The 16,260-nt window shown below is 32.0% G+C and carries 7 protein-coding genes; 5 read left to right on the forward strand and 2 right to left on the reverse strand.

Going from position 1 to position 16,260, the window contains the following annotated elements; all coding sequences use genetic code 11:
* Positions 1 to 71 precede the first annotated feature (71 nt).
* A complete protein-coding gene (gene creA / locus D7029_RS03065; RefSeq protein WP_171455359.1) occupies positions 72 to 530 on the forward strand; it encodes a protein CreA in 459 nt (152 codons plus the stop codon).
* Between the two features lie 212 nt (positions 531 to 742).
* Here the strand turns inward: creA and arcA are convergent, their stop codons facing one another.
* Positions 743 to 1,459 (reverse strand): two-component system response regulator ArcA, encoded by a 717-nt coding sequence (arcA, locus tag D7029_RS03070; RefSeq protein ID WP_006535263.1) that lies wholly within the window; start codon positions 1,457 to 1,459, stop codon positions 743 to 745.
* Positions 1,460 to 2,265: 806 nt separating this feature from the next.
* Here arcA and thrA point away from each other — a divergent pair.
* The 4 genes from thrA to D7029_RS03090 all read left to right on the forward strand — a co-directional run bounded on the left by thrA (position 2,266) and on the right by D7029_RS03090 (position 15,306).
* Positions 2,266 to 4,725: a bifunctional aspartate kinase/homoserine dehydrogenase I gene (gene thrA / locus D7029_RS03075; RefSeq protein ID WP_194951810.1), complete on the forward strand. Its 2,460-nt coding sequence runs from the start codon at positions 2,266 to 2,268 to the stop codon at positions 4,723 to 4,725.
* Positions 4,707 to 5,657 (forward strand): homoserine kinase, encoded by a 951-nt coding sequence (gene thrB / locus D7029_RS03080; RefSeq protein WP_194951811.1) that lies wholly within the window; start codon positions 4,707 to 4,709, stop codon positions 5,655 to 5,657. Before thrA ends, thrB begins: the two co-directional genes overlap by 19 nt.
* A 3-nt stretch (positions 5,658 to 5,660) precedes the next feature.
* Complete coding sequence (gene thrC / locus D7029_RS03085) at positions 5,661 to 6,953, forward strand: threonine synthase (RefSeq protein WP_194951812.1); 1,293 nt, start codon at positions 5,661 to 5,663, stop codon at positions 6,951 to 6,953.
* Positions 6,954 to 7,116: 163 nt separating this feature from the next.
* On the forward strand, positions 7,117 to 15,306 hold the full coding sequence (locus D7029_RS03090; RefSeq protein WP_194951813.1) for a calcium-binding protein: 8,190 nt from the start codon (positions 7,117 to 7,119) through the stop codon (positions 15,304 to 15,306).
* Between the two features lie 64 nt (positions 15,307 to 15,370).
* Here the strand turns inward: D7029_RS03090 and yaaA are convergent, their stop codons facing one another.
* The gene (gene yaaA / locus D7029_RS03095) at positions 15,371 to 16,153 is read right to left on the reverse strand and encodes a peroxide stress protein YaaA (protein ID WP_194951814.1); all 783 of its coding nucleotides are present in this window, start codon (positions 16,151 to 16,153) and stop codon (positions 15,371 to 15,373) included.
* Between the last annotated feature and the right edge of the window lie 107 nt (positions 16,154 to 16,260).

A 16,260-nucleotide genomic window follows, 5' to 3' on the forward strand; every position in this document is an offset into this window, starting at 1 on the left:
GTTTTATTCTAGACGGAATTATTTTCTCATCTTTTCAATGGAACAAGGTAAATATGTTAAATTTCAAAAAGATGCTAGCAGTATCTATCTTACTCCCTTTTTCTTTGATGGCAAAAGCGGAAGAAATTGGATACGTAGATACGGTATTTAAGTTTTTTGGCGCTAACCATAAAATTGTGATTGAAGCATTTGATGATCCTGAAGTTAAAAATGTCACATGTTATTTGAGTCGTGCAAAAACTGGGGGCATTTCAGGAAGTTTAGGTCTTGCTGAAGATACTGCTGATGCGGCTATCTCTTGCCAGCAAGTAGGGCCTATTGAACTAAGTGAAAAGGTTATTAAAGGAAAAAATAATGGTGATGTTGTTTTCCAGAAAAGAACATCACTCGTATTTAAAAAGCTTCAAGTTGTGCGTTTTTACGATAAACAGCGCCACGCTCTGGTTTACCTGACTTACTCAGATAAAGTCATTGATGGCTCGCCAAAAAATGCGATTAGTGCAGTACCTATTATGCCGTGGAAAGAGTGATTTTTATTTGCTAGAGAAATTAATGGTTAATAAAATTAATACGAATAAGGTTAAAAAAATTTTTTAAAAAGAAGTTATATTTTTTTTCAAAACAGTTGCTGAGATCAATTTTCACCTTTTGTGATTTTATTAACCTTTCTTTAGATAAAAGAAAACCCCCGAATATCATTTCAGGGGTTTTTTATTAGTTAAGTGTTTGAGGTTGGATCAAATCACTCGTCTAAATCACCACAGAAGCGATAACCTTCACCATGAATTGTTGCAATGATTTCTGGTGTATCTGGTGTTGATTCAAAATGCTTACGAATACGACGAATGGTTACGTCAACAGTACGATCATGAGGTTTCAGTTCACGGCCTGTCATTTTCTTCAGTAATTCTGCACGAGTTTGGATTTTTCCTGGATTCTCGCAGAAATGTAGCATCGCACGAAATTCACTGCGTGGTAATTTATATTGTTCACCAGCAGGGCTGATTAGTGAGCGACTGTTAATATCAAGCTCCCAACCATTGAATTTATAGCTTTCAACTAAACGACGTTCTTCTGTGCCATTAACTAAATTCATGGTACGTGACAGTAAGTTACGTGCACGAATCGTTAATTCACGAGGGTTAAATGGTTTAGTAATGTAATCATCAGCACCAATTTCTAGGCCTAAGATTTTATCCACTTCATTATCACGACCCGTTAGGAACATTAATGCAACACTTGCCTGTTCACGTAATTCACGAGCAAGTAATAGCCCGTTTTTACCAGGAAGGTTAATGTCCATAATGACCAGATTAATATCATGATCAGATAGAACATTGTGCATTTCGTTGCCATCAGTGGCTTCGTGTACGATATACCCTTCAGCTTCGAATATGCTTTTCAGGGTATTACGAGTAACAACTTCGTCTTCAACAATCAGAATGTGCGGGGTTTGCATATTTGCTACCTAAAATTACCAAAAATAGAAAAAGGAAATCTGTGTTTAACTTCTGTGTGCATTTGTGTGGTTATTCATTTTTGTTATTAGCACGTAAAAACTAGACCCAGATTGAAATTCGATAAATAACCATCACGTTATTACAAAACTTGCAATTTTAATCGACAATGAACGCTAAAATCAGAATGCAAAACGCCCATAGTCTATTAACAGCAATATAACACCAGTTGTATTAAATACCATCTAAAAAGCTAACTTTTGTTGACACATATCAAAATCAAGATAACAGCTTAACCTTGATTTCAATAGTTAACTATATAATTTGATTTATGTAATGTAAAAGAAAAATATATGTTAAATATAGTGGGGTTTATTTTTTTTTCCAGTTTTGTTACACAAATTAAAGTAGCATAAAATACCTTATTCCTTATAAAAGTACAAATCCCCAAATAACCCTAAAATGGTAGCTTTATTTTCTTTGTTTATCCCTTTGTGATAGCAATATCTATACTACAATAGGGGTAAGGATCGAATATATTTTATTTAAGTCGAGTTTATTTTTCGGTGAAAAAAAAGAAAAAATTTGACATCTCTCTCGCTTTGCTTTAACCAGTATATAGTCAAACTAAATTTGAGACAGACAGGATAGTTATGCGTATTTACAGCCCAGCTAAAATGACAATTATTACCACCACCACCGGAATCTTATATTGCGGGGCGGGCTGTCGCATATAAAAAACGAAAATCGAAAAAGCCCGCATTGAGAAATGCGGGTTTTTTTTTGGGTGAAAAATCAGGAGAGCTGTATGCGAGTGTTAAAATTTGGAGGAACTTCAGTTGCCAACGCAGAGCGTGTGCTGAATGTTGCTGATATCGCTGAGAAAAAAAGAGAGCAGGGACAAGTCGCTCTCGTATTATCAGCACCAGCCAAGATAACTAACTACTTGGTTGCAATGATTGAAAAAACGGCAGAAGGCGAAGATCCTCTCACTCAAGTACGAGAAGCCGAGCAAATTTTTGCCAACTTATTACAAGGTTTAAGAGAAAAACAACCCGGTTTTGATTATGAACGCTTAAAAGATAAAGTTGAGCGTGAATTTGCAGAGATTAAACATATCCTTCACGGGATCTCTTTATTAGGACAATGCCCTGATAGCATCAATGCGGCAATGATTTGTCGTGGTGAAAAGCTTTCTATCGCTATTATGGAATCCGTTTTACAGGCTCGTGGCTACAATGTCACTGTAATCGATCCTGTCAAAAACCTACTCGCACAAGGTCATTATTTAGAATCTACCGTTGATATTCCTGAATCTACTCGTCGCATCTTAGAACTCAATATCGCAAAAGACGATATGATTTTAATGGCGGGTTTTACTGCGGGTAATGAGAAAAATGAACTCGTGGTATTAGGCCGTAATGGTTCAGACTACTCGGCTGCTGTATTAGCCGCTTGCCTACGTGCAGAGTGTTGTGAAATTTGGACTGACGTTGACGGTGTTTATACTTGCGATCCTCGTTTAGTTCCTGATGCACGCCTGTTAAAAGGCATGTCATACCAAGAAGCGATGGAACTCTCTTACTTTGGTGCTAAAGTACTTCACCCTCGTACAATTGCGCCTATCGCCCAATTCCAAATTCCTTGTTTAATAAAAAATACAGGCAATCCAGATGCTCCGGGTACATTAATTGGTGATGGTCAAAAAGATGACAGCACTCCAGTTAAAGGGATCACCAACCTTAATAATATGGCGATGATCAACGTATCTGGCCCTGGCATGAAAGGTATGGTGGGGATGGCTGCTCGCGTATTCTCTGTCATGTCGAGAGCCGGAATTTCTGTTGTTCTTATTACACAATCTTCTTCTGAATACAGCATCAGTTTTTGTGTGCCACAAAAAGAACTTATTAGAGCGCAAAAAGCATTATCAGATGAATTCTATTTAGAATTAAAAGATGGTGTACTTGATCCTTTAGATATCATGGAAAACGTCGCTATCATCTCTGTTGTCGGTGATGGTATGCGTACTTTAAAAGGGATCTCAGCGCGATTCTTCTCAGCATTAACTCGTGGCAATATTAATATTGTTGCTATTGCACAAGGTTCTTCAGAACGCTCAATTTCAGCCGTTATTGCTAATGATTCAGCAACCAATGCTGTGCGTTTGTGCCATCAAATGCTTTTCAACACCAATCAAATTGTTGAAGTCTTTATTGTTGGTGTTGGTGGTGTGGGTAGCGCATTAATTGAACAGATCCATCGCCAACAAGCATGGTTGAAAAATAAGCATATCGATCTTCGTGTATGCGGTATTGCTAACTCAAGAGCCATGCTGACTGATATGCAAGGTATTGATTTAGATAATTGGCAACAAGCTTTAAAAGAAGCGAAAGAACCTTTTAGCTTTAGCCAACTTATTCGTTTAGAAAAAGAGTACCACTTCTTAAATCCTGTGATCGTTGATTGCACATCTAATGAAGAAATTGCGCAACAATACGCAAATTTCTTACAAAATGGCTTTAACGTGGTTACACCAAACAAAAAAGCGAATACGCTGTCGATGGATTATTACTATCAAATTCGACAAGCAGCAGAAGCTTCGCGCCGTAAGTTCTTATATGACACTAACGTGGGTGCTGGTTTGCCAGTTATTGAGAACTTGCAAAACTTGTTAAATGCAGGCGATGAGTTAGTTCAATTTAATGGTATCCTTTCAGGCTCGTTATCTTACATTTTTGGTCAATTAGATGAAGGTAAAAGCTTATCTGAAGCGACTCTTTCAGCAAAAGATAAAGGTTTTACAGAACCTGATCCTCGTGATGACCTTTCAGGTATGGATGTTGCGCGTAAACTGCTTATTTTAGCGCGTGAAGCGGGTTATAAATTAGAGCTAAGTGATATCGATGTGGAGCCTGTACTGCCTATTTCATTTGATAGCTCAGGTGATGTAGCAAGCTTCTTAAATCGTTTACCTCAAGTTGATGTTGAATTTGATGCTAAAGTCGAAGAAGCACAAAAAGCAGGTAAGGTATTACGTTATGTTGGCATCATCAATGAAGGTAAATGCCAAGTTAAGATAATGGCAGTTGATGCGAATGATCCTCTGTTTAAAGTGAAAAATGGTGAAAATGCTTTAGCCTTTTACACTCGCTACTATCAACCTATTCCATTGGTATTACGTGGATATGGTGCTGGTAATGATGTTACTGCTGCTGGGGTGTTTGCAGATGTATTACGTACCTTATCATGGAAATTGGGAGTTTAAGCGTGGTTAAAGTTTATGCACCAGCATCAATAGGCAACGTGAGTGTCGGATTCGATGTCCTTGGCGCGGCAGTTTCACCTATTGATGGGCAATTACTGGGTGACTGTGTCACTGTTGAAGCGGCTTCGGCATTTACACTTGAAAGTAAAGGACACTTTGTTAGCAAATTACCTTCAGATCCTAAGCAAAATATTGTGTATCAATGTTGGCAGTTGTTTTGTGAAAAGTTAGGCAAAGAACTTCCTGTTGCAATGACACTTGAGAAAAATATGCCAATTGGTTCTGGTTTAGGATCAAGTGCTTGTTCTGTGGTTGCGGCATTGGTTGCACTTAATGAATTTGCTCAAAAGCCTTTTGGTGAAAGGCAATTGCTGCTGATGATGGGCGAGCTTGAAGGACGTATTTCAGGTAGTGTTCACTATGATAATGTTGCGCCTTGTTATTTAGGTGGACTACAACTTATTTTGGAACAAAACGGCACTATTTGTCAGTCTGTACCAACTTTTGATGATTGGTATTGGGTTATGGCATATCCGGGCATTAAGGTCTCTACGGCAGAAGCTAGAGCGATTTTACCAAAACAATACTCTAAAGCTGACATTATTAACCACGGTCGTTATTTATCTGGCTTTATTCATGCCTGCCATACTCAGCAATCAGAATTAGCCGCTAATTTGATGCAAGATGTGATTGCTGAGCCTTATCGCACCCAACTTCTTCCGGGATTTGAAAAAGCCAGAGAGGCTTCGCAGAAGAAAGGCGCATTAGCTTGTGGCATTTCAGGCTCAGGACCTACCATTTTTACGATTAGTGATTCATTAGAAATCGCACAAGAGATGGCCGAATGGCTGAAACAAAACTACGTACAAAACAGTGAAGGTTTTGTACATATCTGCCGTATAGATACGCGTGGCGCAAGACAGATAGGGTAAGTCATGAAATTATATAATTTGAAAGATAATCAAGAGCAAGTCAGTTTTGCTCAAGCAGTAAAACAAGGTTTGGGTAAACAGCAAGGGCTCTTTTTTCCACAAGACTTACCTTCGTTTTCTAAAGCTGAAATTGATGAATTATTAGCACTTGATTTTGCAACACGCAGTAGCCGCATTTTAACGGCCTTTATTGGTGATGAAATTCCTGCTGATGTATTAGCAAAACGTATTAGCACCGCATTTGCATTCCCAGCACCAGTAACCCAAGTTGAAGATGACGTGAGTTGTTTAGAGCTTTTTCATGGTCCAACACTGGCATTTAAAGACTTTGGTGGTCGCTTTATGGCGCAAATGTTGTCAGAAGTTGCTGGCAACCAACCTGTGACTATTTTAACGGCAACATCAGGTGACACGGGTGCCGCTGTTGCTCATGCTTTCTACAAATTAGAAAATGTACAAGTTGTTATTCTTTATCCTGAAGGCAAAATTAGCCCGTTACAGGAAAAACTGTTCTGTACATTAGGTGAAAATATTCACACTGTTGCAATTAAAGATGATTTTGATGCTTGCCAATCATTAGTAAAACAAGCTTTTGATGATGAGTTCTTAAAGAAAACAATGTATTTGAACTCGGCGAACTCCATTAATATCAGCCGATTACTTGCTCAAATTTGTTATTACTTTGAAGCTGTTGCACAAATTCCTGCTGAAAAACATGGGCAGCTAGTGATTTCAGTACCAAGTGGTAACTTTGGTGATCTAACTGCAGGCTTATTGGCTAAATCCATGGGATTACCAGTTAAGCGTTTTATTGCAGCAACTAACGTGAATGACACTGTTCCTCGTTATTTAGATAATGGTAAATGGGAGCCTCATCGTACTGTTGCAACACTTTCTAATGCGATGGATGTTAGTCAACCAAATAACTGGCCTCGTATTGAAGAATTGTATTGCCGTAAAGGTTGGGATCTTTCTGATCTTGCTCATGGTTCAGTGAGTGACGAAACAACCGAAGAAACAGTGCGTGAACTTGCGAAGAAAGGCTATATTTCAGAACCTCACGCTGCGATTGCATATCGTTTACTGCGTGATGAGCTTCAAGAGGGTGAGTACGGTTTATTCTTAGGCACTGCACATCCTGCGAAGTTTAAAGAAAGTGTAGAGCGTATTTTGGGCGGTGAATTGCCACTTCCTAAAGAGCTTGCGGAGCGCGCAGATAAAGAGTTACTCTCACATTTCTTACCTGCTGATTTTGCTCAATTACGTGCATTTTTGCTTGAACGAGCTCCTAAATAATAATCACATTAAATAATTAGATACGTATTTAATTAAATAGCTCAACAAAGTGTTGGGCTATTTTTTTATCTAAAATAGGAAAATCAGTATTTAAAAAAAGTAAAAATAAATTTATATATTTTATTTCCTGTAAGTAAATTAATTAGAATCAAGGAAATTAAATATGAATGGATTCAAAGAGGTAACGTTTAAGGATAATATTAATAGTATTGTATTAAAAATAGAAAATCATATAAAAGAAAATAGGTCTGAATTATTTTTCAAGATAAAATCTGTAAAAAGAATATTAACTGAGAATTACATTTCTATTTTTATTTCTAAAAATGAATACGCTGCAGATGAATTCTTAGAAAAAATAGAGAATAATTTCTTGCTGTATCATAAGAATGATTTTACAAAAAATATTGATTTTATTAGAAAAGAAATTAATTCAAGTATAGAGGCTTTATTTTTTAATAGCGCTAAATTAGCAAGTAGAGAACCCAGTAAAATTCAAAAAGAACGATTAAAACTATTAATTCAGAATAATTTATCTGGTGATTACTATTTGGAATTTGATGATAATAAGGTATTTATACAAATAGATAGTGAAAACAATAACTTTAAAATTATTAACTTTGATGGATATGCTGGTTTTTTTTATAATAAGAATGAACTAATAAATAAAGTTTATAATATTATAAGTGAGAACAGTAATAGTGATTTTTTATATTACCGTTTTTATAATAGGAAAGAATATGTTAGCTATTTTAATAATGCAGAAAATTGGAAGATAAATAATAAAGATATTCTTAGAGAAATAATTAATGATATTAAGAAAAAGAAACAAATAAATGTTAATGAATACATATCTATTGAATTAAATGAAAGTTATTCATATAAAAATATTTTTATTATCAGAGATAAATTAGAAAATACAGAAAAAGTACTACATATTTATGTCGATGATATAGAAGAAGCATTTACAATTGCAAAATCTAAATACGGTCAGATAAAAGAGAGTGGAGAACATTTACTTTATAAAGTGGGTACGGGGTGGTTTATTACTAAAATAAAAAATAATATTATGAAGCGATTTTCACAATATACCGATCTATTAAAGCCTTTAGAAAGAGTTATGAGTCGAGTTAATCTGATTGCTTCTACTGAAACTAATTATGATTTTAGTCATGTTCATACTTTAGCTGGATTATGTTATGGGTTGAGTTTAAATTATTTAGTTGAAGTTAGAAATAATGGCTTAGAAGGAGGAAATAAATATTTATTCTGGTTAAAAGAAAATATACGCTCTTATCAAAATGAAAAAGAATCTATAGTCGATAAACTGGATTCTATATTATTTAATAGTATACAAGAGTATGAGATATTAAACCTAATTAAAGAAATTAAGAGTATTATAATTTCTCAACACTTTCAAATGGAGAGATTAGGTGAAAAATTACAATACTTTGTTTTTGATGCACTAAAATCACTTGAATATAGTCAAATACTAGAGCATCGGGGACTAAAAAGATCGCAGGTTAAAAAAGTAGTCTTTAATAAAGATAATATTAATAAACACTTAGTAGATGTTATGAAGAATTATGATGATTATTATTCTATTATTGCCTTTAAAGATCATGCCATTGCTATTTCTTATAAAAAATATTCTGAGAATAATTATAAATTTTCTTTATTTGATTCTAATAGTGAGTTATTAGAATATTCGAGTATTACGTCTATAAAAGAAGTGCTAGATAATAAAATGGACTTTTATGGCTCGCATGAAATTGATAATGAGAAATATATTATCTTTGATGAGTATAAAAAAAGTGAAGTTTCAAATTACCAAAGTGTTTGGGATTATAATAATGTAGAGATAAATAAATGTGTTGCAGAAAATATAAAGAAAATAGGTTTTTCATTACCTTTCAATGACAACATTACTGGGCGAATTATTCATTATAATGAACAGCGAGATCTTATTGTTGAGCTTAACAGAGATAATAAAATTATAGAAGTTATTGTAAAAGATTCAAATGTCGATGAAGGAATTTATTTAATAAAAAATTATCTTTCTGAAATAATAAAAAATAATAAAGCTAGTAAGATTATCTTAAATAAAAGTGATAATGGTGATATAAATATTCAAGAATCTGAATTTGATAATTTTCAAGAAATAAGAAGAGATAAAAATTATGTTGAGTTTAGTGATATATACTATCGTGAGTTGATTAAAATTAATAGTTATTTATTAAAAGGGAATAAATCTGTTTTATTAAATAAAATAATTTCTTTAATAGATGTCTTGGAGGGAAATATATACTTTGATAAATTATCAGCAAGTTTCTCTCTTATTAATAAAATAGAATATTTTAATCATGATAATGAAAATATGTCTCTTATTAATATATTAAATAAAATAAAAGAAAAGTTAGAAAGTAAATTATTTTATGATGAGTTAATTTATGGGAAAGATAAATTAATAGCCTTATCTAAAAAGAATAGTTCAGTTACTGCAAAATTTTATCAATTAATGATTAATGAAATTAATGGTGGGAGAAATGGCGTTAGTAATTTTATTTACAATAATATTATTGAAAGCCCTTATTTACTATTGGATAAAAATAGAAGCGTGGGTATCAATGGATATGATTATACAATTGAATTTAAAGAAAATTACCAATACTTAAATGAAATAATTAAAGGAATTGATATTCCTGAGTTAAAAAATACATTTTTGATAGAAGATCAAAGTAAACTACATTTAAAAGAAAATTATAAAAAATTATTAGAATATAAAGAACATGATAATGTAAATAAATTAATCAGGTTTATTGAAAATAAAATAGACTTGAAAAGAGAGGGAAGCTTAAATTCTTATCATGATTTATATTTTGATCTTTTTATAAATCATCAATTTGTTAATAGAATGATTATTCATGAAATAACTCAATTAGAAAATTATTTTCTTAATAACTATCGTGAAAAAAACTATGATTATCATCAAAATAATTTCTATCTTAATGAAGATGATCCTCGTACTCTTTTAGAAAAGTCATTAAATAAAAACAAGAATAAAATAGATTGTAGCTATTTATTATTTGATGATAATAAAGAAACGTTTAAATTTTTATTTTCTGAAAATACTATTTTTACTGATAAAGTGATAGACAATATTATTGTTGATAATATAGACTCTGTTTATCAAGATGATATTATAAATTATTTTTATAATGGTATTAAAAGTGAAGAATTAATATCTTATCTAAAAGATAGGTCAGAAGTAAGTCATTTTCTCGATTATTGTATGAAAAATAAAATACGAATTACAGTGGCCGGAAATAGTGATAAGGTTTTTTTTAATCAAGACTTTATTAAACAGAAAAATGAAGTTGAAAAATTATATAATATTATTTTAGAAAATCAGTTTTTTAATGAAAAAACTATTGTGCTTGCTAAAAGAGAAAAGTTGCTAAGTTATCAATATGGTGATTTTTTTATTGAAGGTATTGCTCAACGACTCAATATGCCGATCTATCAAATTAGCGATAGTAAAATTTCACTGTTAAAAGAGCATGTTATTATTAAACCTGTTATTGAAAGACAGTATATTGATAAACCTTTACTAGCAAGTACAATATCATCCAATGTAATTATTCCTGAAGTGGAATGTAGTGATTTTGTTCCCATTTCAATGGAAGATAAGTTAAAAATTGAAAATGAAAAATCAACAAAAGAATTATACCAATTTACTTCAGAGTTATATCCTCACTATCGTGATAACAGTGAATTTAAAATAGGTTATAAAAAAGAGATTAAAACGTTAATTTATGATTATTCAGATGATATAACCATATTAGATATTTTTAATTATATCAAAAATAATCGTTATCAACTTACGATTGATCAGATTGGAACATTAATTAATAAAGTAGATATTATTAATGCTGAACAGCATAGAATAATCTTAAAAGAGTTAATTGATAAAATAATTAATAATAATATTTCTATGCATGATGCACTTTTAATATACTCAGATGAATTATCTGCTGTTTTTAACGCTTCAGAAAAAAGCATGATTAAAAGTAAGTTACAGCAGGCAATATATGATCCATTGATTAATAAAAAATTTAATCAATATTTAATGGGGGAAGTTTCTTTTGATGATGGCTTTTTTACTTTTCAATATAAAGATAACGCTCTCTCTTTAACAGAAAAGGAAAATAAAGCTATTGAGGTTGTGCATGCTATATATGATAATCCTAAGCTAATAAATAACTTAAGTTTACTATCAAAAGAGTTACTTTCTTCATTTTTTGATGAAAATAAAAAAGGCACTCTATATCGAGTATTACTTGATAATATTTCTACATTTGAAAACTATAAAGGCTTAATCGATACTCTTCAGAATGCTATTTATATAGAGAATAATAAAAAAGGTATTGAAGGAACTTCACCCGCTAAAGCACTTGATAAAGAAAGTAATTTAAATGCTTTGGATTTCTTCGATAGCAGAAATAATATTGCCTCTAATAAAAATAAAGAAATAGTAAAAATAAATGATATATCTTTTAATAAAAGATTATTAATTGGTTTGGGTGCGAAAATAAATAATGAAAATATAGATTCCATCTCGCTGAATAGTTTGGCTAAATGGGAAGAAAAATTAACATTTGATCCTTATCACCTTAATGATTATTTTTTTTCACTCTCAGGTAGTGAAGAAGATAAGAAAATTATTTCACTTTTTAGAACTTTATTGAATAACAAACAAAACAAAGTTAAGCACCTACTTTCTAATGATACAAGTAGGATCGACTATTTAATGGCATCTGAAAGACTCTCTGAAATTATTAATTTAGGTAGTAAAAACTATGATATTAATGATTGGAATACATTGAGAAAAAATTCGTTAAATATTCCTCGACATATGCGAATAATTAGCAAAATCGGCTACGCTAATATTACGTTTGGTATGTGGCAATCAATTAACGCTACATTTATGCTTGCTGAACAGCTCAATAATCCATCATTAGCCGCAAAAGAACGTAAAGAGATCATTAATAATCTAGCCATTATGTGGTCTGAAATGGCTTACAATGGCATTTCAGAAATGATTGAAATTACTTTAGCTAAAGGATTACTAAAATATAGACATAATCCATTAGAATACGTCAATAAAATAAGCACAAGAATTGGCATTGGGCTTAATGTGCTTTCTATTGGATTCGATATTTATAATGCTTACGATAATTTTAGCCGAATTTCAGTTGAAACTAGTGAAAAACAACGCATCGATTATATTGTCAATGGCTCTTTTGCCGTTGTTTCAGGATTAATCACATTGGGGGTTTCTATTGGGATGCTTGCAGGCTCTACTATTGCAGGCCCTATTGGTATTGTTGCTGGCGCTGTTATCGCTTTAGCAACTTCAATTTATAATGCGGCAAGGCTTATCGAAGAAGCAAAAACAAAAGTTCATTTTACACCACTAGAAGAGCTTAATAACGGGTTTTATGCCTTTTTAATGGGGGATCTTATTCCTGACAAAAAAAATGAAATAATCTATTTAGAAGCAGAAAACCAATTAGAAGCAATGATTGATAAGAAAGCGATTAGTTATCTTGAGAAAATAAAAAAACAATCTCACCTTAGTCGTTATTTTTACACTAATGAAAAACAAATTTATCAAGAATATTATTACTATAAAGTTATACCTAACCTAATGGGAAAAACATTAGACTCAATTTTAAATCCTTTAGGAGAATATGTTGCTCAACGAATATCATTAAATATAAGCCAAGAAGAAGCAGAAACAATAGCTTCGCTTTCTTATCATTTACGAGCAGAAAAAACAGAATATAAATACTATCTTCCTAAAGAAGCAATAGCGACGAATGAAACACTTATTTTTGATATTGATTTTTATGTCGATGAATTAAAACGTTATACTCTAGATATTATTTCTGATAATGACTCACCTATTTTTGATAATATTGTTGATGATGATTTTATTCAAAAGATGAAAACAACGAGAGAAAACAGTATCCTATTATTTAATGAAAATAAAGTAATAGAAGATTTAATTAAATCTAATAAAAATAGAAAATATTATTCATCTGGTTGGAGTGAGAATGAAGATTTTTATTTTAACACTCATAATGGTAATGATATTATTACTGCTCCTTCAAATACTAAGAATACCTTTGATATCTATAATGGAACTAAGCGATTAAGCGGAGGAAATAAAAATGATATGTTTAATTTATTTACTTCAGAGTCTCCACTTTATGCAAGTCGTTTTTATGGGCGAGGAGGGAATGATACCCTTCGTATTGTAAAAACAACAAATAAATATCAAGGATATGAAATTAGTTTATTAGATAATTACGTCAAATTTAAGCATTCATTAGATCAAACAAATAGTCAAAATTTTCATTCTAAACTTTTTCTTTATCAAGAAAATGAACATCTTTATTCAACGAAAATAACTGATACTATGCCTAATATTGTATTGCAAGATCACGAAGTTATTGCTTATTTAGACAGTATTGAAAATATTTTTGGTAGCGAATTTGGCAACGACACTATTTATGGTAATCAAGAAGATAATTATTTAGATGGTGTTGGTGGTGCTGATTTATTATATGGATTAGATGGAAATGATACTTTAGTTTTACAAGAGGGGTATGCAGAAGGTGGTGATGGAACTGATAATTATCTTATTTTAAGGGCTTCTTTAAAGAATAATTATAATATTCAGTTTGAAACAATTGTTAATGAAAAAAGTGAAAATGAATCTAGTATTGTAAGGTTAAACTATCATTTTGATGAAATATCTTCTATTCGTCGTCAAGAGAAAGACATTGTTTTTTATATTAAAGTAAATGATGGGAATCAATATAACGAGCCAATTTATCATTTAATAACGCTAAGAAATGTGTATTCTGGCAGAGAAAATTATTCATTAGCTCATCAATATACTTTAACAACAATGGATGGTTTTATATTAACAGTGAGTGAAAATAAAGCTATTAAAGATAATATATTATATGATTTTAGTTATATAGATAAATATGATAACACTGAAGAAAATCTTCAATTATTATATCTTGATGAAAATAATAGCTCTTTATCTCTTTCATATTTGAATAAAAATAAGACAATTAGCTTGTTACCACAATTAAAATACAGCGGATTTTCTGCGGGAGAGAACTTACGGTTTGGTTTTCAGGGTGATTCTCAGGATAATCATTACTTTGGTATCACAAAAAATTCGTTTATTACACTAAGTTCAGGCAACGACAGTTATCAAATTAAAACATTTTTAGCTTCTAACAAAAACGAAAAAATTAATATTTTATTTCCTGATAATAGCGAAAAACTATCTCATCACGATACCAGTAATTTTTTTCTATCTGATATTAGCGGTTTTGATTTAATGTTTCATAATAATGTTCTATTACATCGTTATCGCCCAGATGCTCATTTAAAGTTGGCTTTTGAACCTTCTCAGATTAATGCTATTTGGGATTCAGGAATGCAGGTTCGCTTTATTGATAAAGATAATATAGTTTTTACTCTTCCTACAAAAGAGAGTCGGCAACGTTCGCTTGTTCCTATTACTGATTTAAATTTAGCGATAACAGCAGAAGATGATGTACTTATGATCCCTGAATCACTCTCTTTAAATAAAGAGACATTATCTGCATATTCTCTTTCTCATTCGTCATTTTATTCAATTACCTCTCAAAAAAAATCAAATCAGGCTGTTGACTTATTATCAATTATTGAGCCTATGGAAGGGAATGATATTGTTGTTAATCGTAATAAAAATAGTTCGGTGATTAATGGTGGAAAAGGGGATGATCATATTGTCGTTAACCACGGACATCATGTTTTAATTGCTGGAGAGGGAAATGATAATCTCAATGCCGGAAGTGGAAATGACTTACTAATTTCCGATTCAGGCAATGACTATTTAAGTGGTGGTACGGGTAATAATGTTTATATTGTGAAAAAGCGTTATGGTGAAGTGACTGTTTATGATGAGGGGAACAATAGTCATCTTTTTATTTCAGGATTATCAGAACACGATAAGCTTATTGCTTCTCAAGTAGACGATGATATGCAGTATAAAACACAGGATAATCAGTTTGTTTTAACTGTAAAAAGACCGCAAGATGAAGCAGATAAAACGGTTTCTATTATTGAGAAACAAAGTGTGATTTCAACACAGTCTCTTGCTGCGATTATTCAAGAAATGGCACAGTTTAATGAGAAACAATTAACGATAATGCAAGGTAGCGAATTTACTCCACCATCAGTATGGTCGCCATTATCAGTGGTGGTAAAGTCTTGGGAGTATTAAGGGTTAAAAAAATAGCCCTTTAATTAGGGCTATTTAATTATTGAATATTCAATTTAAACGATATCTATTTCGCCATAGATTCAGCGCGTTTAAATACTAGGGTATTGCCCTCTGATCCTGCTGAATTAAATTGATAGCCTTCAAGATCAAACTCTTTAAGTTGTGCTTTGTTAGTCAGTTTTTCTTGAATAATAAAACGGCTCATTAATCCACGGGCTTTTTTAGCGTAGAAGCTGATAACCTTATATTTGCCATTTTTTTCATCAAGGAAAACAGGTTTAACAATTTCAGCATTGAGTTTCTTCGGGTTCACTGATTTAAAATACTCATCAGATGCTAAATTGATTAAAACATTATCGCCTTGTTCTTCCAGCGCTTTGTTTAATGCTTCTGTAATGGTATTTCCCCAAAATTGGTATAAATCGCTGCCTTTGCTATTTTTTAGCTTTATTCCCATTTCAAGGCGATAAGGTTGCATTAAATCAAGAGGACGAAGTACACCATATAAGCCAGAAAGCATGCGTAAATGTTGTTGTGCAAACTGAAAATCATCTTCAGAAAAAAGCTCAGCTTGCATTCCTGTATAAACATCACCTTTAAACGCCAAAATAGCTTGGCGTGCATTTTCTGGTGTGAAATTAGGTTGCCATTCACCAAAACGAGCAGCATTTAATCCTGCGAGTTTATCGCTTATTTTCATTAAGCTTGCGATGTCGCTGGATGATAATTTTCGACATTCTTCGATAAGTTGTTGGGAATATTTTAGCAATTCAGGTTGGGTGAAGTGCGTTGTTGCTAAAGGCGATTCGAAATCCAGTGTTTTAGCTGGTGAAATGGTGATTAGCATAATTCCCTCGATACGTTATTTTAATGTTGACCAAATATAGCAAATTCTTTCGATTAAAGACTAAATTATAGTAATAGGAAAAAACAATGGTTTCTCTTATTTGTCGT

Origin of the sequence: Proteus vulgaris (assembly GCF_016647575.1) — a bacterium.
Classification (GTDB): Bacteria; Pseudomonadota; Gammaproteobacteria; order Enterobacterales; family Enterobacteriaceae; genus Proteus; species Proteus mirabilis_B.

Excerpts from the sequence above, each read along its gene's own strand:
- thrA (WP_194951810.1), top strand. The coding sequence starts at position 2,266 with ATGCGAGTGTTAAAATTTGGAGGAACTTCAGTTGCCAACGCAGAGCGT.
- creA (WP_171455359.1), top strand. The coding sequence starts at position 72 with ATGCTAGCAGTATCTATCTTACTCCCTTTTTCTTTGATGGCAAAAGCG.
- yaaA (WP_194951814.1), bottom strand. The coding sequence starts at position 16,153 with ATGCTAATCACCATTTCACCAGCTAAAACACTGGATTTCGAATCGCCT.
- arcA (WP_006535263.1), bottom strand. The coding sequence starts at position 1,459 with ATGCAAACCCCGCACATTCTGATTGTTGAAGACGAAGTTGTTACTCGT.
- thrC (WP_194951812.1), top strand. The coding sequence starts at position 5,661 with ATGAAATTATATAATTTGAAAGATAATCAAGAGCAAGTCAGTTTTGCT.
- D7029_RS03090 (WP_194951813.1), top strand. The coding sequence starts at position 7,117 with ATGAATGGATTCAAAGAGGTAACGTTTAAGGATAATATTAATAGTATT.
- thrB (WP_194951811.1), top strand. The coding sequence starts at position 4,707 with ATGGAAATTGGGAGTTTAAGCGTGGTTAAAGTTTATGCACCAGCATCA.